The organism is Pseudomonas sp. ERMR1:02 (assembly GCF_002277815.1).
GTDB lineage: Bacteria > Pseudomonadota > Gammaproteobacteria > Pseudomonadales > Pseudomonadaceae > Aquipseudomonas.
Genome location: NZ_NKJI01000001.1, coordinates 706,612 through 729,362, shown reverse-complemented (window position 1 = coordinate 729,362; position 22,751 = coordinate 706,612). Strand labels below are relative to the sequence as shown.

The following is a 22,751-nucleotide window of genomic DNA, read 5'->3' as shown; positions in this document are numbered from 1 at the left end:
CGAACGAACGTCCCGCTGCGGCCTGCTCTTGATCGATCAAGGCGGCCAGCAGGCGGGTCAGTTCATGGCTCAGCCTTGTGGAGTTTGTTCAGCCAGGGCAACGGCGCGGAACATCGCGCGGCGCTTGTTCAGGGTTTCTTCCCATTCCAGCGCGGGCACCGAGTCGGCGACGATGCCGCCACCAGCCTGCACATGCAGTTCGCCGTTCTTGATCACCGCCGTACGGATCGCAATGGCGGTGTCCATGTTGCCGTTCCAGGCGAAGTAACCGACGGCACCGCCGTAGACACCGCGCTTGACCGGTTCCAGTTCGTCAATGATTTCCATTGCACGAATTTTCGGTGCGCCGGACAACGTGCCCGCCGGCAGGATTGCCCGCAGTGCATCCATCGCCGTCAGACCGGCCTTCAATTGGCCGGTGACGTTGGACACGATGTGCATCACGTTGGAATAACGCTCGATGACCATTTTCTCGGTGAGCTTCACCGAACCGATTTCCGACACACGACCGGTATCGTTACGACCCAGGTCGATCAACATCAAATGTTCGGCGATTTCCTTGGCGTCCGACAGCAAGTCTTTTTCCAGCTCCAGATCAGCCTCTTCGTTAGCCCCGCGTGGGCGAGTGCCGGCAATCGGACGCACGGTGATCAGGTTGTCTTCGACCCGCACCAGCACTTCCGGCGAACTGCCGACGACGTGGAAGTCACCGAAGTTGAAGAAGTACATGTATGGCGTCGGGTTGAAGCAACGCAGGGCGCGGTACAGATCGATGGGGGCAGCCTTGAAGTCGATCGACATGCGCTGGGACGGCACGACCTGCATGCAGTCGCCGGCCAGGATGTATTCCTTGATGGTGTCGACGGCTTTTTCGTAATCGTCCTGGGTAAAACTGGAGCGGAACACCGGATCGGCCGCTTGCTGCTTGCTGAAATCCAGGCCACGGCGCGGGGTGATCGGTTGGCGGAGCTTTTCCAGCAGCTCTTCCAGACGCGCGCGACCTTGCTCGAAGGCTTCTTCCTGCGCCGGGTCGGCCAGGACGATCGCGTGCATCTTGCCGGCGAGGTTGTCGAACACTACCACCGCGTCGGAAACCATCAGCAGAATGTCCGGCACGCCCAGCGGATCCGGGTTCGGGCACTTGCCCAGGCGTTTCTCTACATAACGCACGCAGTCGTAACCGAAGTATCCCACCAGGCCACCGTTGAAGCGCGGCAGGCCGGCGATGGTCGGTACGTTGTAACGGGCCTTGAAGGCTTCGACAAAGGCCAGTGGATCTTCGACGTCATGGCTTTCGGTTTCGACGCCGTCAACGGTCACGCTGACGTGATGATCATGAACCCGCAGCACAGTGCGGCACGGCAGGCCAATGATCGAGTAACGGCCCCACTTCTCGCCGCCCTGAACCGACTCCAGCAGGTAGGAGTTGGGCTCGTCGGCCAATTTCAGGTAGATCGACAGCGGCGTGTCGAAGTCGGCCAGGGTTTCGCAGGCAAGCGGGATGCGGTTGTAGCCGGCAGCGGCCAAACGCAGGAATTCTTCGCGGATCATATGTGCCTCGTGGCTTGAGGGTCTAACAGTCAGGTATGCAAACGCGCCGGATAACCGGCCAGGAACAAGTCAGGCGCGCCAACGCCAGCGGGCCAAGGCCTTGATAACTTTCATCCAGAGTTTGCGAGTGACCACCACGATGGCGTTTCCAGAAGGGGGTTGAACAGCGTCGGGCAACGTTATCTCAGCGGCCGGATCCAGGCAACCGGGAATTAGCTTGCGCAGATCGTCGATGACCAGCGTCGGCGACTCTTCGGCAATCGGCCGGCCATGGTTATAGCCATAGCTCAACGCCACGCACTTGACCCCCGCCGCTTTCGCCGCCAGCACATCGCTGCGCGAATCGCCGACGAACAAGGATTGCGACGCCGGGATGTTGGTCATTTTCATCACGAAAAACAGCGCTGCCGGGTCGGGTTTTTTCTGTGGCAAGGTATCGCCGCCGATGATCAGGCGGAAATAACGACCAATTTTCATCTGGTCCAGAAGCGGCGCGACGAAGCGCTCCGGCTTGTTGGTGATCAGCGCCATCTCGACACCCTGCTTGTGCAGCCATTTCAGGGTATCGCGTACACCGGGGTAGACCACGGTCAGCTCGTGACCGTCTTCATAAAAGCCGTTGAACAATTCCAGGGCATGCTCGGCTTCGACCTCATCGACACCCTCGGCGTCGATGTGGTTGGCCAAGGCCCGGCGCACCAGCATGTGCACGCCGTTGCCCACCCACTCGCGCACCGATTCGATGCCGGCAGGTTTACGCCCGAGCTTGAGCAGCATGTTATCCACAGCCGCCGCGAGGTCGGGGACCGAGTCGATCAACGTGCCATCCAGATCGAACATCACCAGCCTTGGCAGACTTCCCGGAAACAGCTGCTCAAAACCACTCATGGGCGCGCCAGCGCCAGTTCGGAACGCATCTTTTCAATCACTTCCTGGTAGTTCGGGGCATTGAAGATCGCCGAACCGGCAACGAACGTGTCGGCGCCCGCCGCAGCGATTTCACGAATGTTGTTTACGTTCACGCCGCCGTCGATTTCCAGGCGGATGTCGCGACCGGACGCATCGATCAACGCACGCGCTTCGCGCAGTTTGTCGAGGGTGCCGGGAATGAACTTCTGCCCGCCGAAGCCCGGGTTGACGCTCATCAGCAGGATCATGTCGACCTTGTCCATCACGTACTTGAGCACGTCCAGCGGCGTCGCCGGGTTGAACACCAGGCCCGACTTGCAGCCACCTTCGCGGATCAGTTGCAGGGAACGGTCAACGTGCTGCGTGGCTTCCGGGTGGAAAGTGATGTAGGTCGCGCCGGCTTCGATGAAGTCGCCGACGATACGGTCCACCGGGCTGACCATCAGGTGCGCGTCGATAGGCGCGGTCACGCCGTACTTGCGCAGTGCCGAGCAAACCATCGGGCCGATGGTCAGGTTGGGTACGTAGTGGTTGTCCATGACATCGAAGTGCACGAAATCGGCGCCAGCGGCCAGGACGTTGTCCACTTCTTCACCCAGGCGGGCGAAGTCGGCGGAGAGAATCGACGGAGCAATTACGAAGGGCTGCATGACGCACCTTTTCTGAGCTAAATCACGATGGCGCGCATTGTATACCTCATGCTTTGACGCGCGCACCGTGACCGCGATGATTGGGCTTTGCCTAATACACCGCGCGGTAGATTTTCTCGATATCGACAGCACTCTGTTTGCGCGGATTATTGCGCATCAGACGCTCGATCCCCGCGGCTTCCACAACCATGACCGGAGCTGGCTTGTCGGATCGCCGCACCGCAGCGAAAGCGGTGCATCAGACGCACCGCGCTGCACCATTCGCCAGCAAGCCGGCTCCTACAGGGCCGGCGTCAGATACAAAGACTGGTGTCAGACCTGGGCGGTACGCAGTTTTTCGCTACGCCCACGCAGCCATTCCAGGGTCAGCAGCAGAATCACCGAGAAGGCGATCAGCAGCGTCGCGGCGGCGGCGATGGTCGGGCTGAGGTTTTCGCGGATACCGCTGAACATCTGCCGTGGCAGGGTCGCCTGCTCGGGACCTGCGAGGAACAGCGTCACCACCACCTCATCGAACGAAGTGGCGAAGGCGAACAATGCACCGGAAATCACGCCGGGAGCGATTAACGGCAAGGTCACCCGCCGGAACGCCGTCAGCGGTGAAGCACCCAGGCTGGCAGCGGCGCGCACCAGGTTTTGGTTAAAACCTTGCAACGTCGCCGACACGGTGATGATCACGAACGGCACGCCCAACACGGCGTGCACGACGATGAGCGAGGTATAGCTGTTGCCAAATCCCAGTGGAGCAAAGGTCAGGTAACTGGCCACACCGATGATCACTACCGGCACCACCATCGGCGAAATCACCAGCGCCATCACCAGCGGTTTGCCCGGGAAATCGCCCCGGGTCAGGCCGATCGCCGCCAGCGTACCGAAGATCATCGCCAGCACCGTCGCTGCCGGGGCCACGATGATGCTGTTCTTCAACGAACGCATCCATTCCGCCGAGGCAAAGAAATCCTGGTACCAGTGCAGCGAGAAACCTTGCAGCGGATAGACCAGAAAGCTCCCGGAGTTGAACGACAGCGGAATGATCACCAGCACCGGCAGGATCAGGAACAACAGAATCAGGCCGCAAAGAATCCGCAAGCTGTAGAACCACACCCGCTCGATGGGCGACATATAAGGACTCAGCATTTCATTCTCCCCTTAGCTCAGGCGCAGGCGGCTCGCGCCCACCAGCCAGCTGTAAATCAGATAAAGCACCACCGTCGCCAGAAGCAGCAGCCCACCGAGTGCGGTCGCCATGCCCCAGTTGATGCTTGTGTTGGTGTAGAAGGCGACGAAGTAGCTGACCATCTGATCGTTCGGGCTGCCCAGCAACGCCGGGGTGATGTAGTAGCCGATAGCGAGGATGAACACCAACAGGCAACCGGCGCCGACACCGGCATACGTTTGCGGGAAGTACACTCGCCAGAAACTGGCGAATGGATGGCAACCCAGGGAAATCGCCGCACGCATGTAGGTCGGCGAGATGCCTTTCATCACGCTATAGATCGGCAGGATCATGAACGGCAGCAAGATATGCACCATGGAGATGTAGACACCGATGCGGTTGAACACCAGTTCCACCGGCTTATCGATGATGCCCATGGCCATCAGGCCGCTGTTGATCAAGCCACCCGATTGCAGCAAGACGATCCACGCCGCGACACGCACCAGGATCGACGTCCAGAACGGCAACAGCACCAGAATCATCAACAGGTTGCTCTGACGCGATGGCAAGTTTGCCAGCAGGTACGCCAACGGATAGGCCAGTACCAGGCAGATCACGGTAATGATCAGACCCATCCAGAAGGTGCGGGCGAAGATGTCGAGGTAGATCGCCTGGTCGGGGGTGGCCGGAGCCAGTTCACCGAGGTCATCGATGCGGTGATCGACAGCGGCCAGCAGGTAGTAAGGCGTGATGCTGCTGGTGTTGCGGCGCACGGCTTGCCAGTAGGCCGGATCGCCCCAGCGCTCGTCGAGACCTTCCAGCGCGTCTTTATAAGAGGCCGGTTCGGTGGCGAGCGGCAAGGCGCGGGCGGTTTTGGTCAGCAGGCTGCGGTAGCCGGCCAACTCCATGTTCAGGCGCTTGGACAAATCACCCAGGGTCTGATTCTTGCGGGCTTCGGCGAGGTCTTCGGCGGCCGCCTTGTAAACGGGTTCAGCGGGCAGGCCACGGCCGTCCCAACTGGCGATAGCCGTCACGGTGCGCGGCATGCCGCCGACTACTTCCGGGTTACCGACGCTTTTGTAGAGCAGCGCCACGATCGGCACCAGAAACACCAGCAACAGAAACAGCACCAGAGGCGCGATCAACGCCTGGGCCTTCCAGCGGTTGATCCGCTCGGCGTGCTTGAGCCGCTGCTTCAAGGTGGGGTCAGTGCCCGCGTTCACGGGAACGGCGATAGCCATGGCGTACTCCGGAAATCTTTTGATCGTTACAGAGGTGGCCTCATTTGATCGCGAGGCCGCCTCTGTTCTTGATAACTACACATCACCCTGTAGGAGCGAAGCTTGCTCGCGAAGGCGGCGTGTCAGTCAACTTTGATGTTGAATGTGCTGACGTCTTCGCGGGCAAGCCTCGCTCCTACGGGAGTGGATAAGCCCGCGGTGCGGTCTTATTTCGCAGCCCAGGCGTTGAAGCGCTGTTCCAGTTGCTCGCCGTTGTCAGCCCAGAAGCTGACGTCGATCTGCACCTGGTTGGCGATGTTTTCCGGGGTGGTCGGCATGTCTTTCAGGACATCCTTGGACAGCAACGGTACGGCCAGGGTGTTGGCCGGGCCGTAGGCGATGTTTTCCGAGTAGGTCTTCTGCTGCTGCGGCTGCACCGAGAAGGCAATGAACTTCTTCGCCGCTTCAGCGCGTGCTTTATCCAGACCTTTCGGAATGGCCCATGCGTCGAAGTCGTAGATACCGCCGTTCCACACCACTTTCAGATTGCTTTCTTTCTGCACGGCAGCGATACGGCCGTTGTAGGCCGAGCTCATGACCACGTCACCGGAGGCAAGGTATTGCGGCGGCTGTGCGCCGGCTTCCCACCACTGAATGTTTGGCTTGAGCTCATCGAGCTTCTTGAACGCACGGTCCTGACCGTCCTTGCTGGCCAGCACTTTGTAGACGTCTTTGGGTGCAACACCGTCGGCCATCAGTGCGAATTCCAGGGTGTACTTGGCGCCTTTACGCAGGCCGCGCTTGCCCGGGAACTGCTTGGTGTCCCAGAAATCCACCCAACTGGTCGGTGCGGATTTCAGCTTGTCGGCGTTGTAGGCCAATACGGTCGACCACACGAAGAAGCCGACGCCGCAAGGCTGTATAGCGCCTTTGACATAGTCTGCAGTCTTGCCGAACAGTGCCGGATCGAGTTGCTCGAACATGTCCTCATCGCAACCACGGGACAGTTCTGGGGATTCAACTTCCACCAGATCCCAGGACACGCTCTTGGTGTCGACCATGGCCTTTACCTTGGCCATTTCTCCGTTGTACTCGCCCGCCACGATCTTGCCGTTGCCCGCCGATTCCCACGGTGCATAGAAAGCTTTGACCTGCGCAGCCTTGTTCGCCCCGCCAAAGGACACCACCGTCAGGTCCGGGCCTGCGGCCATTGCGCTCGCAGCCCCCATCATGCCCAGTGCCAGAGCGGTGAATTTCAGGGATCTCAACATTATTGTTCTCCACGTGCAGGGTTGGTGTTGTTGAAGCCGGGGCGATCAGTTCGCCTCTAGAAGAGGGTCGAGGGCACGAACGTGCTCGACCTGCCAGCCAAGCGGAACCACATCACCGACGGCGAGCCCGGGATCGAGCTCGGCAATCGGTTGCTTCACGAAGAAGTCGGTCTTGCCACAGACTTCCAGGCGAACCCGGACGTGGTCGCCCAGATAGATGAATTCCGCCACCCTTCCCGAGAAGCGGTTAATACAGGACTCGCTGGAACCGTTGAGGCTCACGCGCTCCGGGCGGATGGACAAGGTCACCGGCTCGCCGGTCTTGCCGACATTCACCGCCAGCGCTTCAACTTTCTCACCACGGCCCAGTTCGACCACGCAGCGATCGCCAGTCTGGCTGTGCAGGCGGCCATTGAGGCGATTGTTTTCGCCGATGAAGTTGGCGACGAAGGTGTTTTTCGGCTCTTCATACAGCGTGCGTGGTGGCGCGATCTGCTGGATCTCGCCTTGATGGAACACTGCCACACGGTCGGACATGGTCAGGGCTTCGCCCTGGTCGTGGGTCACGTAAACCACGGTTACGCCCAGACGCTGGTGCAGGTGTTTGATTTCCATCTGCATGTGTTCACGCAGCTGTTTGTCGAGTGCACCGAGGGGTTCGTCCATCAGCACCAGCTGCGGCTCGAACACCAACGCACGAGCCAGCGCGACACGTTGCTGCTGACCGCCGGACAGTTGTGCCGGATAGCGCTGAGCAAATGCATCGAGTTGCACCATGCTCAACACGCGCTTGACCTTGTCGCCGACATCGCTCTTGTTCAAGCCGCGTACGGTCAGCGGGAACGCCAGGTTCTCGGCGACGGTCATGTGCGGGAACAACGCGTAGTTCTGGAACACCATGCCGATGTCGCGCTTGTGCGGCGGCACGTTGTTGATGGAACGCCCGGCCAGCAGGATTTCGCCTGCCGTCGGTGTTTCGAAACCGGCGAGCATCATCAGGCTGGTGGTCTTGCCGGAGCCGGACGGCCCGAGCAAGGTGAGGAATTCGCCTTTGCGAATGTCCAGGTTGAGGTCTTTGACGATCAGGTTCTCGCCGTCGTAGCTCTTCTGCACTCCACGAAAGCTGACCAGAACATCATTGGCCCCTGCACTTGAATCGACCTGGCTCATACCCGCACCTTTGTTGTTGATGACTGCTGTGGACTAAGCCTAGTGGACGCTGGGGACGGCGCAAATCGGGACGCAGGAGAGAATCGCCTCAGCCGGATGGAAGGTTGGGGGTAGGGATTGCCCTACAAGGATGGCGCGTTTGGATAGAGGCACTGGCAAGTTGTCAGCTACAAGCCGCAAGTCAAAGCAAAAGCGCGTTTTCCGGTATGTCGCAAATGGATATGGCGACGCGAAATCCCTGTAGGAAAACCGCAATAAATCCATCAATTGGGTAATTTTAAAGGAGCTTGTGTTCCATCGCGTACTTCACGAGCTCGGCCAGCGAGGTGATGTTGAGCTTCTGCATCAATCGCGCCTTGTGGGTACTAATGGTCTTACTGCTCAACGCCAACTGTTGGGCGATGTCGTTGACGTTGGCGCCCTGAGCCAGGCGCTCGAACACAGAAAACTCACGTTCCGAGAGCAGTGAATGCAGCGGTCGCGAATCGGTCAGGCCGACTTCGAAGACCATGCGATCGGCCAGGTCCGGATCGATGTAGCGCCCACCCGCCGCAACCCGGCGGATAGCCGTCAGCAACAAGGCCGGATCACTGTCCTTGGTCGCGTAGCCGGCAGCGCCAACCTTCAACGCCCGCGCCGCCATCTGCGCCTCGTCGTGCATCGACAGTACCAGTATCACCGGTGGATTATGCAGCGCGCGAATCCGTGGAATCGCTTCCAGGCCGTTCACGCCCGGCATGGAGATATCCAGCAGTACCACTTCGCAGGGCACATGCCGCAGGGTCTCAAGTAACTGTTCGCCATTGCTCGCCTCGCCCACCACCAGCAAATCCTTGGCCAGACCGATCAATTGCTTGATGCCTTCGCGGACGATGGTGTGGTCTTCGGCTACCAGTACACGGATCACGTTCTACTCCTCATTGATGGGCTGCGATCTTCTTTCAATCCAACGGCACGCGCACAATCAAAGTCGTGCCCTCCCCCGGCTCACTCTCAAGCGACAATAACCCGCCCATGATCAGCACCCGCTCGCGCATTCCTACCACCCCAAAGGATGTCGGCCTGCCAGCTGAAGCGACAAATCCTACGCCATCATCGCTGACACTTAGGCACAACTCGTCGCCTTCAAGGGCCAGTGTCAGCTCCACAGTATGCGCCTGGGCGTGACGCATGATATTGGTCAGCGCTTCCTGAAGTATTCGAAACAAGCCGATCGCCTTGGCGTCGCTGAGCACCGGCAAATTGTCTGGCACCTGCACCAGACACGGAATCTGCGTTCGCGCCTCGAAACGGCGGGCCTGCCACTCGATGGCAGACGCGATCCCGGCATCAAGAATCGGTGGGCGCAACGCCGTCGCCACATCACGTACCAACTGGAACAGCTGGGCAATCAAGCGTTTCATGCTGTTCAAGCGCTCATGTAGTCCCGGATCGAGTTGCGCGTAGGCCAGTTCGCACATGGACGTTTCCAGCTTGAGCACTGTCAGCATCTGACCCAGTTCATCGTGAACTTCCCGGGCAATGCGGGCCTTTTCCTCTTCGCGCACGCTCTCCAGGTGCGCGGACAATTCCCGCAGCTGTTCACGGGAGCTGGCCAGTTCCAGTTCGATGCGCTTGCTTTCGCTAATGTCCCAGACAATTCCGTCCCAGACGTAGGCGCCATCCTCGAGTTGCCGGGTAATCGCCTTGATTTCGGCCCAGCGTTGTTCGCCCTGGCGCGTGAGAATTCGCCCTTGCCATGACCAGTCGCTGTCGGTATCCAGAGCATGATCCTGGGTGTGGTGATAGCTGGCCTTGTCGTCCGGATGCACCAGGCTACGCAAGCCTTTGTCGCGATGAGCCAGAGTCGCCGGCGAGTAACCCACCAGGCTTTCGCTGCCTTCGCTGATATAGGCAAAGTCAATCTGGCCTGTCACCGGCGCTCGCTCCAGGCGGAAGACCAGGCCAGGCACATTCGCCGCGATCCCTTGCAACCGCGCTTCACTTTCCTGCAACGCGGCCAGGGCGCGGCGGCGTTCGGTGACGTCGGTGAGGTAGACCACCAGATACTCGCCATCGCGAAAGCGCAGGAAGCTCAGCGAGACATCCGCTGGCAGGATGCTGCCATCGGCCCGCAGGCAATTGGTTTCGAAACTTTGTGGCGACTCGTCACTGGCCCTGGCACGTTTCCACAGGCTCAACCAGCGGTCCATGTGCAGGCCGGGCTCGAAGTCGATCAATGGCCGATCGATGATGCCCCCCGGCGGATAGCCGAGCATGGTTTCGGCCGCGCGATTGGCGTAACGCACGTGACTGTCCCAGTTGACCCAAAGGATGCCGACGGTGCTTTGGTCGATGGAAAACTTGGTGAGCCGCAGTGCTTCCTCGCTGGCGACGCGCAAGGCAATGTCCTCCTGCGCCGCTGTCAGTCGCTGCTCCAGGTTGTGCTGCTGACGGCGCTGCCAAAACACAATGGCCATACTGCTCAGCGCCAGCACCAACAGCAGCAGGCATAGGTTTTGCCAGAAACCCGGTGACTCGGTAAGCCGCGGATACTTGGGTTGGAGCCATTGGTTGTGCAGGTTTTCCAGATCTTTGGCAGGGATAACCCGCAGTGCGCTTGCAATGATGCCGGCCAGCTCCGGCTTGTCGCGCCGAGTGGCCACCCGTAGCAACTGCGGTAAGCCGATGTCACCCACCACCACCAGCCCGGCGAATTCCGGCTCGATGGAAAGACGCCCCAATTGCGCCTCATCGACCACGGCGTAACTGGCTTGCTGGCTCAACAACAGTTGCAGCGCCTGGCGCTCGATTGGAACGCCCTGGAGGTTCAGGTGCGGATAGTTGCCACGTAGATAATCGGCGGTGGCACTGGGCATGCGCACGGCAACGCGGGTTTGGCTGTCGAGTTTTTCCAGCTCCACCGCACCGGTGCTTTTCTGGTCGCTGACCACCAGTTGCGGCACTCGCATGTACGGATCGGAAAACTGCCAGAGACGCAGACCGCCGGGGGTTTGTGTCAAACCCGGGGCGATGTCGATTTCACCCGCGCGCGTGGCGGCCTCCAGTTGTTCAAGGTCGGGGAAGTTACGCCAGCTCAGCTCGACCTTGAGCGCCCTGGCCAGCCATTTCATCAGCTCGACGTTCACCCCGGACAGGCGCTGCAAGCGGCGATCGTATTGCGCGTAGGGCGCTTGCAACACCAGCCCCACTCGCAGCTCGCTCTGCTGCGTCAGCCACTGCTGTTGTTTGGGCGACAAGGCAACAACGTGCGCCGGGGGTGCGGCCGCCGCCCAACCCATCAAGGGAAACCACATCCAGCCGATAACCCACAGATAGTGAAAACGCCTCATCGAACTCTCACACCCTGACAAACACTGACCAACCCATTAGGCTGCCGGAATAACTTCTGGCCTGGAATATCCGATGCCCCCTGTCTACCGCCTGGCACTGCCAGCATTGTGCCTGTCGCTGATCCTGCCGTGCGCTTTTTCCGTCCAGGCTGCCGGCTCGACACCAGCCGCCACGCCTTATGTCACGGAAAGGGCCGCCGAAGAAAAACCGGTGGAACGTCAGCCGCTGCCTGAGCGTAGTCAGGAAGAAGCGACGGCACTGGAGCGAAAAATCGCGGCCCAGGAACAGCAGCAACTGCAAGCAGGCAGCGATAGTTTCCTGGCCTTGTGGAAACCGGCCAACACCGCCGATCCAAAAGGTGCAGTGATTATCATCCCGGGCGCCGGTGAAACCGTTGACTGGCCGCAAGCTATCGGCCCGTTGCGGCGCAATTTGCCGAATGCAAAATGGAGCAGCCTGAGTATCACCTTGCCGGATTTGCAAAGCGATGTCATTGCGCCACGCGCTGCCGAAGTGCCACCAACGCCCAAGACGCCAGACGCCGGCAGCAAGGACTCGACCACCGCTGCCCCCATCGAACAGGCGGCCGGTGGTGAAGCGGACGTGGCCGACAAGCCCGTCGCCGATACCCGCGAGGAACAGGCCAGGGCTGATGCCGAGCGAATCTTCGCCCGCATCGACGCGGCTATCGCGTTCGCCGAACAGCAAAGTGCTCGCAGCATCGTCGTACTCGGTCATGGCACCGGCGCTTATTGGGCTGCGCGCTATCTGAGCGAGAAGCAACCGTCGCAAGTCGAACGGTTTGTCATGGTCGCCGCGCAGACACCTGTCCAGGCAAAACCTGCGCTGGACGAACTTGCGCCTACCCTGAAGCTGCCCACCGCTGACATCTTCTATATGGACAAACCGCTGGATCGCAACGCGGCGCTGGCTCGGTTGCAAGCCAGCAAACGCTTGAAGACCTCCGCATTCAGCCAGGTATCGCTCAAAGCATTACCAGGTGATACCAAGGCACAACAGGAACAGTTGGTTCGTCGGGTGCGGGGTTGGTTGAATCCGCAGAATGCGGCGGACTGACAGATCGAGTCGCCTAATCGCGGGCAAGCCACGCTCCCACAGGATTTGAGTCGTACGCAATTTTTGGGAACGGCATAAAACCTGTGGGAGCGTGGCTTGCCCGCGATGGCGCTCTCCCAAACAGCACCGCATCGACTGCTAACGAAAATCCCGCCGCTGACGAATCAGCGTATAGGCGTTGTGCAATTCACGCGTCTTCTCGGTAGCCTCGCGCACCTGCGACGCAGTCGCCCCGCTGCCCGCAATCTTGTCCGGATGATGACGACTGAGCAGGCGCCGGTATGCGCGTTTGATCTGTGCCGGTTCACTGGTGGCAGACACCCCTAACAGTCGCAATGCATCCTGATAGGTCACCGTACTGCTGACCTGTGGACATCTATGTGGTTCATAGTCAGTCGCCAGCGCCTGCACCCGATGCGGCGTCCATCCCAACCATTTGCCCCATTGAGCGATCAGCTCGCGTTCACTGGCGCCAGCCCGGCCATCGGCCCAAACCATTCGCCAACAAGCGCGCAACACCCCTTCGGCCGCATGGGGCTGAGCACTCAGTCGACGCAGGTAACCGCGCAACCGGTCGTTGCCCGACTTGCCCCGATTGAACGCGGCAATCGCCCGACGCTGAGCCGGCTCGTTCATTTCCAGCGAGCGCATTTCCTGACGCGCCTGCTGGATATGACCATCTACTACCCGCCCGTCGCACTTGGCCAGCCTTCCTAACAGTACGAACAGCAATTCATCGTTGCGCAGTACAGGACGACCGCCGAGTTTTTCACGCAGATGCGCCCAACTTTGCAAGTGCATGCGCCTATCCAGCGCCTGACCCAACAAGCCGCCGAGCATGGCCCCCGGAATGCTGGCAATGGCAAAGCCCGCTCCGGCTCCGATCAGAGTCCCTGGCCACAACATCTCAGCGCCTCGCTTCAATCAAGGTTTCAACTTCAGCCAGACGCTCGTGAGTGCCGACATCGACCCACAGCCCGTTCAGACGTTCACCGGACACCTGCCCGTTCGCCATCGCGGCACGCAGCAACGGCGCCAGCTTGAACGCCCCGGCACAGCAACTTTCAAACAGTTGCGGATGCAGCACGGCGATTCCGCTGTACGTCAGGGTGGCAGCGCCCGGTTGGCCGTCGCGGACCTCCCCGTCGATCAGCTGGAAATCCCCAGCCGGGTGATGGACCGGGTTGTTGACCAGCACCAGATGAGCAAGGCCGACAATCGGCTGATGCAGCACACTGAAGTCGTAATCGGTCCAGATGTCGCCGTTGACCACCACAAAGGCTTCATCTCCCAGCAACGGCAACGCGCGGAATATCCCGCCGCCGGTCTCCAGCGGTTCTCCTTCCGGCGAATACTGGATGCTCACGCCATAGCGCGAACCATCGCCCAGATAGTCTTCGATCTGCTGGCCGAGCCAGGCATGGTTGATCACGATCTCGGTAAAACCGGCAGCGGCCAACGCACGCAGGTGATACTCGATCAACGGCACCCCGCCTGCGCGAACCAGCGGTTTTGGCGTGGTCAGGGTCAGCGGGCGCATGCGCTCGCCCTTGCCTGCCGCCAGGATCATCGCCTTCATGCCGTCACCCCGGCACGCAAGCTGGCAAGCAACACATCCAGTTCAGCCAGTTCAGGACGGCGGGCGATCACTGCTTCTATATAGGCAAAGAAACGCGGCACATCGCCCAGGTAACGCGGTTTGCCATCGCGATGGCAGATGCGAGCGAAGATCCCGATCACTTTCAGGTGACGCTGCACCCCCATCAGGTCACTGGCGCGCAGGAAATCTTCGAAATCCGGCTGCACCGGAATATTCAGCGCAGCGGCCTGCTGCCAGTAACTTTCCAGCCAACCGCGCACGCGCTCTTCGGGCCAGCTGAGGAAAGCATCCTTGAACAGACATGTCACGTCGTAGGTCACCGGGCCGTAGACAGCATCCTGAAAATCCAGCACACCGGGATTCGGCTCGCTGAGCATCAGGTTGCGCGGCATGTAGTCGCGGTGCACCAGGACTTTCGGCTGGGCCAGGGCGCTGTCGATCAGCAGATCGCTGACCTGTTGCCAGAGCACTTGCTGTGCCGCGTCGAATTCGATGCCCAGTTCACGCTTCACGTACCACTCGGGGAACAACTCCAGTTCACGACGCAACAGCGCGACGTCATAACTCGGCAACGGCGCAACCATTGGCAACTGCTGAAAGGCCAGCAGCGCTTGCAGGGCATCGTTGAACAAATTGTCGGCGTTTTCGTTGTCAATCACGTCCAGATACGTCTTGTTGCCCAGATCATTGAGCAGAAGAAAACCGCGCTCAAGGTCTTCGGCATAAATTTTCGGCACATTTATTCCGGACTTCGCCAGTAGAAAAGCGATATCCACGAAAGGTTTGCAGTTTTCCTGGGGCGGCGGCGCATCCATCACGACGAAGCTTTTACCCGCGCCCTCCCAACGAAAATAACGCCGGAAACTCGCGTCGCTACTGGCCGCGGTCAATGTGGCCGGGGGACGACACCCCAACCCTGCTCTGTAAAAAGGATCGCCAATTGTTCATCGAGCCATACTTTCAGGTGTTGCAAACGTACATCTTGGTCAGGCATTGCAAGGGTCTCCGACGGCGCTAGCCGTCAAGCGGGGCATGCTTTATTATCCAGCATCTTTTTCAGACCATCGAGAGGCGTGCGGCCCACACCGCGGGCAGATGGCACGCAGGAAGCCCGGACTAATAAGATGGCATTGAAATCCCCCGCGTTTCGTAAAAAATTTCCGTTGTTGGTAACCGGCAGTTTGCTGGCCTTGCAACCTCTAGCCACTTCCTTCGTGGTCGCCGCGGAACAGTATGACTGCTCAGTCTCTGCTTCGGGTGCCTGGGCCTGTGCGCCAAAAAAGTCGACGGCGGCTGCTTTGCCTCCGCGTCCTGTCCATGACGGTAGCGCAGTCTCCGCAACCGGCGAGACCCCGGCCGAAAATGGCTCCAGCGAAGACACTGGCGCAAAGACCGCACTTGTTACCGAGTCCAAGGGCCGCGGCCTGAAGTCGCGTAGCGAAGACTACAGTCACCTCGACTGGGTTCCCCGCGAGCAACTCACTGCAGCACAATTGGCCGAAACCGGTCCTTATTGCTCTGGTTCCTATATCGAACCGATTCGTCCTGGTATGAATGACAAGACGAGTAAAAGTGACGCGCCAACCTTTATCGGCGCGAAAGCCTCTCGCTATAAGCAAGATGAACAAGTCGCCACTCTGGCCGGTGACGTGGTCATGCGCCAGGGCAGCATGCAGGTCGAAGCCGACGAAGCCAACCTGTACCAGGCCGAGAGCCGTGGCGAACTGGCTGGCAACGTACGCATTCGCGACAACGGTGCGCTGATCGTGGGCGACCATGCCGACGTGCAGCTCGATACCGGCGAAGCCAAGGTCGACAACGCTGAATACGTGATGCACAAATCCCGTATCCGCGGTAACGCGCTGTATGCCAAACGTGCAGAGAACGCGATCATCCGCCTCAAGGATGGCACCTACACCACGTGCGAACCGAACAGTAACGCCTGGCAGCTCAAGGGCAACAACATCACCTTGAACCCGGCTACCGGCTTCGGTACCGCGACCAACGTGACTCTGCGGGTGAAGGACATTCCAGTCCTGTACACGCCGTACATCTATTTCCCGATCGACGACCGTCGTCAATCCGGTTTCCTGCCGCCGACCATCGGCACCGGCAGCGAAACTGGCTTTATGCTGGTTACACCGTATTACTTCAACCTGGCGCCCAACTACGATGCCACGTTGTACCCGCGCTACATGGCCAAGCATGGCCTGTTGATGGAAGGTGAGTTCCGTTACCTGACCAAGTCCAGTGAAGGTCAGTTCGGTGCCGCTTACCTCAACGACGAAGACACTGATCGAAAGCTACAGACCGACTACGAAAAAACCCGCTACATGTATAACTGGCAGCACAAGGGCGGTCTGGATTCGCGAGTCTTCACTCAGGTCGATTACACCAAGATCAGCGATCCTTATTACTTCCAGGATCTGCAGACTGACCAGATCGGGGTAAAAAGTGCCGATTACGTGAACCAGCAGGGCTCGGTCACCTATCGTGGCGACAGCTACACCGCCCGCGTGAATGCTCAGGCCTATCAGCTGGCGACTGTGTCGAACATCACGCCGTATGACCGCTTGCCGCAGATCACCTTCGATGGTGCGCTTCCGGTTCATCCGGGTGGCCTGGATTTCAGCTACAACACTGAACTCGTGCGGTTTGATCGGGACCTGAAAACCGGCAATTTCATTGACCAAGACGGTGGACCGCTCAATGCAGATGGCACTGTCGGAACACCTCGACTTGATACCAACGTCTTTGGCCTGGCCCGAGCCAATGGTGATCGCCTGAATGTCGCCCCGACTATCAGCTATCCGATGAATGCCACCTATGGCTTCCTGAAGCCATCGCTCAAGTATCAATACACCCAATATCAACTGGATCTTGATGCCAAGGGTAAAGCCGACATCGCCGGCCAAGGCGCCGAAGGCGACCGTCTCAATGGCACATTCGGCAGCAACCAGAGCCGTGGCGTACCGATCGCGAGCATCGACAGCGGATTGTATTTCGATCGCAACACTCAATGGTTCGGCAAGAACTATCGCCAGACACTTGAACCGCGCCTGTACTATCTCTATGTTCCCGAGAAAGACCAGTCAGATATTCCTGTTTTCGACACCGGCGAATACACCTTCAACTATGCATCGTTGTTCCGTGACAACCGCTTCTCGGGCTCCGACCGTGTCGGCGACGAGAACAAACTGTCGCTGGGCGTGACCAACCGCTGGATTGAAGACAACGGCTTCGAGCGTCAACGCATCAGCGTGGGCCAAGCCATGTACTTCAAGGATCGTGAAGTCCAGTTGCCCGGCATCGATGCCAATACCCGCGCTGATGCGCACTCCAACGTTTCCCCTTATGCGTTGGAATATGAATACCGTTGGAACCGCGATTGGCGTACCACTGCCGACTACAACTGGGACCCGGACAGCCGCAGCCCTCGCTCGGGCAGCGCGATGTTCCACTACCAACCTGAAGACAACCCGAACAAGGTCATCAACGCCGGCTATCGCTATCGTAATGACCAGGTCCGTTATGACCAGACCACTGGTAAGTGGTCCGTGGGCGGTGGTGACTATGGCACCCCTGGAACTCCTGGCTTCGTGAAGGATTACTACAAGATCGAACAGCACGACTTCTCGGTGATCTGGCCGGTCGTGCCGCAATGGAATGCCATCAGCCGCTGGCAGTACGACTACAACCGCAACCGTACACTGGAAGCCTTCGGTGGTTTCGAGTACGACAACTGCTGCTGGAAACTACGCCTGATCAACCGTTACTGGGTTGCCTATGACGAATTCAGTCAGGAAGCACCGCAAAACGAAAAAGGCGACCATGGCGTCTTCCTCCAAATTGTTCTGAAGGGACTCGGCGGCCTTACCGGCGCCAAAGTAGAGAGTTTCCTCGACAAAGGCATTCAAGGTTATCGTGAACGTGAAGACCAAGCTTTCTGATTGTCTGCGCCCGCTGTTGCTGGGCGCGTTGTTCCTGGGTACCGCGGCCAACGCCGCGGTACAGTCCATCGATAAAGTGGTGGCCATCGTCGACAACGACGTGGTCATGCAGAGCCAACTGGACCAGCGCGTTCATGAAGTTCAGCAAACCATCGCCAAGCGCGGCTCTGCCGTGCCGCCGGCCAGCGTACTGGAGCAACAGGTGCTTGAGCGCCTGATCGTCGAGAACCTGCAATTGCAGATCGGTGAACGCTCCGGCATCCGTATCACCGATGAAGAACTGAACCAGGCTGTCGGCACTATCGCCCAGCGCAACAACATGTCTGTTGAACAATTTCGCGCAGCCCTGACTCACGACGGCCTGTCTTACGACGATGCACGTGATCAGATCCGTCGCGAGATGGTCATCAGCCGCGTGCGCCAGCGCCGCGTGGCCGAACGCATCCAGGTGTCCGAGCAGGAAGTGAAAAACTTCCTGGCATCCGATCTCGGCAAGATGCAGCTGTCCGAAGAGTTCCGTTTGTCCAACATCCTGATTCCTACGCCGGAAAGTGCAAACTCCGACGCGATTCAGAATGCCGCCAAACAGGCTGACGCGGTTTACCAGCAGATCAAGCAAGGTGCTGACTTCGGCCAGTTGGCCATTGCCAAATCCGCCAGCGAAACCGCACTGGAAGGTGGCGACATGGGCTGGCGTAAAGCCGCTCAACTGCCTCCGCCGTTCGATCGCCTGCTGAGCACCATGGCTGTTGGTGATGTCACCCAGCCAATGCGTACACCGGGCGGCTTCATCATCCTGAAGATCACCGACAAACGTGGCGGTGGGTCTCAGGTACGGGACGAAGTGCACGTGCGCCACATCCTGGTTAAACCAAGTCCGATCCGCGATGAAGAAAAACCAAGGCTCTGGCTCAGTCGCTCTATACCCGCATCGAAGCCGGCGAAGACTTCGGCGAACTGGCGAAAAGCTTCTCGGAAGATCCGGGTTCCGCCCTTAACGGCGGCGACCTGAACTGGATCGACCCGAACGCACTGGTTCCCGAATTCCGCGAAGTAATGGCCAAGACCCCACAAGGCCAGCTGTCCAAGCCGTTCAAGACGCAATATGGCTGGCACGTACTGGAAGTCCTTGGCCGCCGCGCCACCGACAGCACTACCCAGGCTCGTGAGCAGCAAGCAATGACCGTACTGCGCAACCGCAAGTACGACGAAGAGCTGCAAACCTGGCTGCGTCAGATTCGTGACGAAGCGTACGTAGAAATCAAACTCCCTGGCACCGACCAGGCAGCGCAGTGAAACCCCAACGTTTCGCGCTGACACCCGGCGAACCAGCCGGCATAGGTCCCGACCTGTGCCTGCTGCTCGCCTCGCAAGCCCAGCCATATCCCCTGATGCCATTACCAGTCGCGACCTGCTCCTTGAGCGGGCCGTGCAACTGGGTGTGGTTGTCGACTTGCTGACGGTCACCCCGGACAACTGGCCGGACGTACCCGCACCCGCCAATAGCCTGTATGTCTGGGATACACCGCTTAACGCCAAGGTTGTCGCCGGACAACTGGACAAAGCCAATGCCGCTTTCGTTCTGGAAACCCTGGCCCGAGCCGGCCAAGGCTGTATGGACGGGCATTTTGCCGGGATGATCACCGCCCCGGTGCACAAGGGCGTGATCAATGAATCCGGGATCGCCTTTTCCGGGCACACGGAATTCCTCGCCGACCTGACCCATACGGCACAAGTGGTGATGATGCTCGCCACGCGCGGCTTGCGCGTGGCACTGGTCACCACCCACCTGCCCCTGCGCGAAATTGCCGACGCGATCACACCGGAGCGCCTGGAGCGGGTCACGCGAATTTTGCACACCGATCTGCAAGAAAAATTCGGCATCGCCCAGCCACGCATCTTGGTGTGCGGCCTTAACCCCCATGCCGGTGAAGGCGGACACCTGGGCCATGAAGAAATCGATATCATCGAACCCACATTAGAGCGCCTGCGCGGCGAAGGCATGGACCTGCGCGGTCCCCTGCCCGCCGACACTCTGTTTACCCCAAATATCTGGAGCACTGCGACGCAGTGCTGGCGATGTACCACGACCAGGGCTTGCCTGTGCTGAAATACAAAGGTTTCGGCGCGGCAGTCAACGTGACCCTCGGTTTACCGATCATCCGCACTTCGGTCGACCACGGCACCGCCCTGGATCTGGCCGGCAGCGGCAAGATCGACACCGGCAGCCTGCAGGTCGCCCTGGAAACCGCCTACCAGATGGCCGAGACCCGTTTATGACCGAGCAATACCAACACCGGGCGCGCAAGCGCTTCGGCCAGAACTTTCTGCACGATGCCGGCGTTATCGACCGCATCCTGCGCTCCATCCACGCCAAACCTGAAGACCGGATGCTGGAAATCGGCCCGGGCCAGGGTGCGTTGACCAAAGGCCTGCTCAACAGTGGTGCGCAGCTCGACGTAGTGGAACTGGACAAGGACCTGATCCCGATCCTCAACCAGCAGTTCGCCGGCAAGAGCAACTTCAACCTGCATCAGGGCGATGCGCTGAAGTTCGACTTCAATAGCCTGAGCGCCGCACCGAGCAGCCTGCGCGTGGTCGGCAATCTGCCGTACAACATCTCTACGCCGCTGATTTTCCACCTGCTGCATAACTCACACCTGATTCGCGACATGCACTTCATGCTGCAAAAGGAAGTGGTTGAGCGTCTGGCGGCGGGGCCTGGCGGTGGTGACTGGGGCCGGTTGTCGATCATGGTCCAGTACCACTGCCGGGTTGAGCATCTGTTCAATGTCGGCCCAGGCGCGTTTAACCCGCCGCCGAAAGTCGATTCGGCCATCGTGCGCCTGGTACCTCACACCGTACTGCCGCATCCAGCCAAGGACCACAGGCTGCTGGAGCGCGTCGTACGGGAAGCCTTCAATCAGCGTCGCAAGACCCTGCGCAATACGCTCAAGTTGCTGCTCAGTAACGCTGAAATCGAAGCCGCCGGCGTCGACGGCAGCCTGCGTCCCGAGCAACTCGATCTGGCCGCCTTCGTGCGCCTGGCCGACCAGCTCAGCGAACAAGACCTGCACAAACCAGCAGACGCCTGACAGAACCGAGTCGTTATCGGGTAGGACACCAGCGCCCATGTCTGGTTTACTACCCGATACTTGGCCTAGACTGAACTCCATCAGCTACGCCCCGCGTCCCGCTTCGTTTTAAAGGCCTCTTGCATGTCCGATCCTCGCTATCAGGTCGACGTCAGCGTCGTCACCCGCTATCTGGCGGAACAATCGCAACCCGAACACGACCGCTTTGCCTTTGCTTACACCATCACTGTGAAAAACAATGGCCTTATACCGGCCAAACTGTTGTCACGGCACTGGGTGATCACCGATGGCGACGGGCATGTCGAAGAGGTTCGTGGTGCGGGCGTGGTTGGCCAGCAACCATTGATCGAAGCAGGCAAGAGTCACACCTACAGCAGCGGCACGGTCATGACCACCAAGGTGGGCACGATGCAAGGCAGCTATGAGATGATCGCCGACGACGGCAAGCATTTCGACGCCGTCATCGCGCCGTTTCGTCTGGCAGTACCCGGAGCCTTGCACTGATGGCGACCTATGCCGTCGGTGATCTGCAGGGCTGCCTGGAAGCCCTGCAATGCCTGCTCGAACAAGTCGCGTTCGATCCGGCAAAGGACCGCCTGTGGCTGGTAGGCGATCTGGTCAACCGTGGCCCGCAATCGCTCGATACCTTGCGCTTCCTCTATAGCATCCGCGAATCGCTGGTTTGCGTTCTCGGCAACCACGACCTGCATTTGCTGGCCGCAGGACAGAACATCGAACGCCTGAAGAAAGCCGACACCCTGCGAGAAATTATCGAAGCACCAGATTGCGCCGAGCTGCTGGACTGGCTGCGCCAACAAAAACTCATGCATTACGACGAACAACGTAATGTGGCGCTGGTGCATGCCGGCATTCCGCCGCAGTGGTCGCTGCGCAAAGCCCTGAAGTGCGCCGCTGAGGTTGAGACAGCCCTTCGCGACGACAACCTGTTCCCGCCCTACCTAGACGGGATGTATGGCAACGATCCGGCGAAATGGGACAACGATCTTAAAGGCGTGACACGCCTGCGGGTGATCACCAACTATTTTACCCGGATGCGTTTCTGTACTGCCGAAGGCAAGCTTGACCTCAAGAGCAAGGAAGGTCTCGACAGCGCACCACCGGGTTACAAGCCCTGGTTCCTGCACAAGGAACGCAAGACCAAAGGCCTTAAGATCATCTTCGGCCACTGGGCTGCGCTGGAAGGCAAAGTCGTCGAAGCGGGTATCACAGCCCTCGACACCGGCTGCGTCTGGGGCGGCGCCTTGACCATGATGAATGTCGACAGCGACGAGCGCCTGTCCTGCAATTGCGACGAGCATGGCCACGCCAAGCCACCAGTCACACTGCCAATTTCCGAACCATCGTCAGCCAGCGCCCCGCGCTAGACTGCGCTTTCAGCCGAGCCACAGGAGCCCGCCATGAGCGAATTCAAACGTATTCCCCCGGAACAGGCCCATGCCCTGCGTGAACAAGGCGCAGTGGTGGTCGACATCCGCGATCCGCAAACCTACGCACTGAACCACATCGCTGGCTCCACGCATCTGGACAACCATTCGATCTCCGACTTCATCCGTGCCGCGGACCTCGACGCACCCACTGTGGTGGTCTGCTACCACGGTAATTCCAGTCAAAATGCTGCCGCCTACCTGATCAGTCAGGGCTTCTCCGACGTCTACAGCATGGATGGTGGTTTTGAGCTATGGCGTACGACTTATCCTTCGGAAACAGCGCAAGGCACTTCCGAATAATTTTTTTGTAACTCGCAAGCC

At 59.4% G+C, this 22,751-nt stretch carries 17 protein-coding genes and 3 pseudogenes; 8 read left to right on the top strand and 12 right to left on the bottom strand.

The window, feature by feature from the left end:
- Positions 1 to 69: 69 nt before the first annotated feature.
- The 9 genes from trpE to CES87_RS03440 form a co-directional block, all read right to left on the bottom strand.
- Positions 70 to 1,551: an anthranilate synthase component I gene (trpE, locus tag CES87_RS03480; protein ID WP_128604971.1), complete on the bottom strand. Its 1,482-nt coding sequence runs from the start codon at positions 1,549 to 1,551 to the stop codon at positions 70 to 72.
- Positions 1,552 to 1,620: 69 nt separating this feature from the next.
- A complete protein-coding gene (locus tag CES87_RS03475) occupies positions 1,621 to 2,439 on the bottom strand; it encodes a phosphoglycolate phosphatase (protein ID WP_128604970.1) in 819 nt (272 codons plus the stop codon).
- A complete protein-coding gene (gene rpe, locus CES87_RS03470; protein ID WP_008061583.1) occupies positions 2,436 to 3,110 on the bottom strand; it encodes a ribulose-phosphate 3-epimerase in 675 nt (224 codons plus the stop codon). Before rpe ends, CES87_RS03475 begins: the two co-directional genes overlap by 4 nt.
- Positions 3,111 to 3,422: 312 nt before the next feature.
- Complete coding sequence (locus tag CES87_RS03465) at positions 3,423 to 4,247, bottom strand: ABC transporter permease (RefSeq protein ID WP_128604969.1); 825 nt, start codon at positions 4,245 to 4,247, stop codon at positions 3,423 to 3,425.
- A 12-nt stretch (positions 4,248 to 4,259) separates the two neighbouring features.
- Positions 4,260 to 5,507, bottom strand: coding sequence for an ABC transporter permease (locus CES87_RS03460; RefSeq protein ID WP_128604968.1), 1,248 nt, complete (start codon positions 5,505 to 5,507; stop codon positions 4,260 to 4,262).
- 206 nt (positions 5,508 to 5,713) lie between these two features.
- Positions 5,714 to 6,757 carry an ABC transporter substrate-binding protein gene (locus CES87_RS03455; protein ID WP_128604967.1) on the bottom strand — a complete coding sequence of 348 codons (1,044 nt, stop codon included), beginning with the start codon at positions 6,755 to 6,757 and terminating at the stop codon, positions 5,714 to 5,716.
- 45 nt (positions 6,758 to 6,802) lie between these two features.
- Positions 6,803 to 7,927, bottom strand: a complete 1,125-nt coding sequence (locus CES87_RS03450; RefSeq protein WP_128604966.1) for an ABC transporter ATP-binding protein — start codon at positions 7,925 to 7,927, stop codon at positions 6,803 to 6,805.
- Between the two features lie 277 nt (positions 7,928 to 8,204).
- Complete coding sequence (locus CES87_RS03445) at positions 8,205 to 8,834, bottom strand: response regulator transcription factor (RefSeq protein WP_128604965.1); 630 nt, start codon at positions 8,832 to 8,834, stop codon at positions 8,205 to 8,207.
- 34 nt (positions 8,835 to 8,868) lie between these two features.
- Positions 8,869 to 11,259 carry a PAS domain S-box protein gene (locus CES87_RS03440; protein ID WP_128604964.1) on the bottom strand — a complete coding sequence of 797 codons (2,391 nt, stop codon included), beginning with the start codon at positions 11,257 to 11,259 and terminating at the stop codon, positions 8,869 to 8,871.
- A gap of 73 nt (positions 11,260 to 11,332) precedes the next feature.
- On the opposite strand from CES87_RS03440, the gene CES87_RS03435 reads away from it, so the two are divergent.
- Entirely contained in the window at positions 11,333 to 12,337 is a 1,005-nt protein-coding gene (locus CES87_RS03435) for an alpha/beta hydrolase family protein (protein ID WP_128604963.1), read from the top strand.
- A 138-nt stretch (positions 12,338 to 12,475) separates the two neighbouring features.
- Here the strand turns inward: CES87_RS03435 and CES87_RS03430 are convergent, their stop codons facing one another.
- The 3 genes and pseudogenes from CES87_RS03430 to CES87_RS03420 all read right to left on the bottom strand — a co-directional run bounded on the left by CES87_RS03430 (position 12,476) and on the right by CES87_RS03420 (position 14,931).
- The gene (locus tag CES87_RS03430) at positions 12,476 to 13,243 is read right to left on the bottom strand and encodes a TerB family tellurite resistance protein (protein WP_128604962.1); all 768 of its coding nucleotides are present in this window, start codon (positions 13,241 to 13,243) and stop codon (positions 12,476 to 12,478) included.
- A 1-nt stretch (position 13,244) separates the two neighbouring features.
- Positions 13,245 to 13,916, bottom strand: a complete 672-nt coding sequence (gene murU, locus CES87_RS03425) for an N-acetylmuramate alpha-1-phosphate uridylyltransferase MurU (RefSeq protein WP_128604961.1) — start codon at positions 13,914 to 13,916, stop codon at positions 13,245 to 13,247.
- A pseudogene (locus tag CES87_RS03420) lies at positions 13,913 to 14,931 on the bottom strand (aminoglycoside phosphotransferase family protein). Before CES87_RS03420 ends, murU begins: the two are co-directional and overlap by 4 nt.
- Positions 14,932 to 15,061: 130 nt before the next feature.
- Here CES87_RS03420 and CES87_RS03415 point away from each other — a divergent pair.
- The 7 genes and pseudogenes from CES87_RS03415 to glpE all read left to right on the top strand — a co-directional run bounded on the left by CES87_RS03415 (position 15,062) and on the right by glpE (position 22,730).
- On the top strand, positions 15,062 to 17,887 hold the full coding sequence (locus CES87_RS03415) for an LPS-assembly protein LptD (RefSeq protein WP_128604960.1): 2,826 nt from the start codon (positions 15,062 to 15,064) through the stop codon (positions 17,885 to 17,887).
- A pseudogene (surA, locus tag CES87_RS03410) lies at positions 17,868 to 19,183 on the top strand (peptidylprolyl isomerase SurA). Before CES87_RS03415 ends, surA begins: the two are co-directional and overlap by 20 nt.
- A pseudogene (gene pdxA / locus CES87_RS03405) lies at positions 19,180 to 20,167 on the top strand (4-hydroxythreonine-4-phosphate dehydrogenase PdxA). The pseudogenes surA and pdxA overlap by 4 nt, the downstream one beginning before the upstream one ends.
- Positions 20,164 to 20,982 carry a 16S rRNA (adenine(1518)-N(6)/adenine(1519)-N(6))-dimethyltransferase RsmA gene (gene rsmA, locus CES87_RS03400; RefSeq protein ID WP_128604959.1) on the top strand — a complete coding sequence of 273 codons (819 nt, stop codon included), beginning with the start codon at positions 20,164 to 20,166 and terminating at the stop codon, positions 20,980 to 20,982. Before pdxA ends, rsmA begins: the two are co-directional and overlap by 4 nt.
- Before the next feature lie 123 nt (positions 20,983 to 21,105).
- Complete coding sequence (gene apaG / locus CES87_RS03395) at positions 21,106 to 21,486, top strand: Co2+/Mg2+ efflux protein ApaG (RefSeq protein WP_128604958.1); 381 nt, start codon at positions 21,106 to 21,108, stop codon at positions 21,484 to 21,486.
- Positions 21,486 to 22,367, top strand: coding sequence for a symmetrical bis(5'-nucleosyl)-tetraphosphatase (locus tag CES87_RS03390; RefSeq protein WP_128604957.1), 882 nt, complete (start codon positions 21,486 to 21,488; stop codon positions 22,365 to 22,367). Before apaG ends, CES87_RS03390 begins: the two co-directional genes overlap by 1 nt.
- A gap of 33 nt (positions 22,368 to 22,400) precedes the next feature.
- A complete protein-coding gene (gene glpE, locus CES87_RS03385; protein ID WP_128604956.1) occupies positions 22,401 to 22,730 on the top strand; it encodes a thiosulfate sulfurtransferase GlpE in 330 nt (109 codons plus the stop codon).
- Positions 22,731 to 22,751 lie beyond the last annotated feature (21 nt).

Bases quoted from the DNA above. Each gene is read 5' to 3' on its own strand.
- trpE (WP_128604971.1), bottom strand. From the start codon at position 1,551: ATGATCCGCGAAGAATTCCTGCGTTTGGCCGCTGCCGGCTACAACCGC.
- CES87_RS03475 (WP_128604970.1), bottom strand. From the start codon at position 2,439: ATGAGTGGTTTTGAGCAGCTGTTTCCGGGAAGTCTGCCAAGGCTGGTG.
- rpe (WP_008061583.1), bottom strand. From the start codon at position 3,110: ATGCAGCCCTTCGTAATTGCTCCGTCGATTCTCTCCGCCGACTTCGCC.
- CES87_RS03465 (WP_128604969.1), bottom strand. From the start codon at position 4,247: ATGCTGAGTCCTTATATGTCGCCCATCGAGCGGGTGTGGTTCTACAGC.
- CES87_RS03460 (WP_128604968.1), bottom strand. From the start codon at position 5,507: ATGGCTATCGCCGTTCCCGTGAACGCGGGCACTGACCCCACCTTGAAG.
- CES87_RS03455 (WP_128604967.1), bottom strand. From the start codon at position 6,757: ATGTTGAGATCCCTGAAATTCACCGCTCTGGCACTGGGCATGATGGGG.
- CES87_RS03450 (WP_128604966.1), bottom strand. From the start codon at position 7,927: ATGAGCCAGGTCGATTCAAGTGCAGGGGCCAATGATGTTCTGGTCAGC.
- CES87_RS03440 (WP_128604964.1), bottom strand. From the start codon at position 11,259: ATGAGGCGTTTTCACTATCTGTGGGTTATCGGCTGGATGTGGTTTCCC.
- CES87_RS03435 (WP_128604963.1), top strand. From the start codon at position 11,333: ATGCCCCCTGTCTACCGCCTGGCACTGCCAGCATTGTGCCTGTCGCTG.
- CES87_RS03430 (WP_128604962.1), bottom strand. From the start codon at position 13,243: ATGTTGTGGCCAGGGACTCTGATCGGAGCCGGAGCGGGCTTTGCCATT.
- murU (WP_128604961.1), bottom strand. From the start codon at position 13,916: ATGAAGGCGATGATCCTGGCGGCAGGCAAGGGCGAGCGCATGCGCCCG.
- CES87_RS03415 (WP_128604960.1), top strand. From the start codon at position 15,062: ATGGCATTGAAATCCCCCGCGTTTCGTAAAAAATTTCCGTTGTTGGTA.
- rsmA (WP_128604959.1), top strand. From the start codon at position 20,164: ATGACCGAGCAATACCAACACCGGGCGCGCAAGCGCTTCGGCCAGAAC.
- apaG (WP_128604958.1), top strand. From the start codon at position 21,106: ATGTCCGATCCTCGCTATCAGGTCGACGTCAGCGTCGTCACCCGCTAT.
- CES87_RS03390 (WP_128604957.1), top strand. From the start codon at position 21,486: ATGGCGACCTATGCCGTCGGTGATCTGCAGGGCTGCCTGGAAGCCCTG.
- glpE (WP_128604956.1), top strand. From the start codon at position 22,401: ATGAGCGAATTCAAACGTATTCCCCCGGAACAGGCCCATGCCCTGCGT.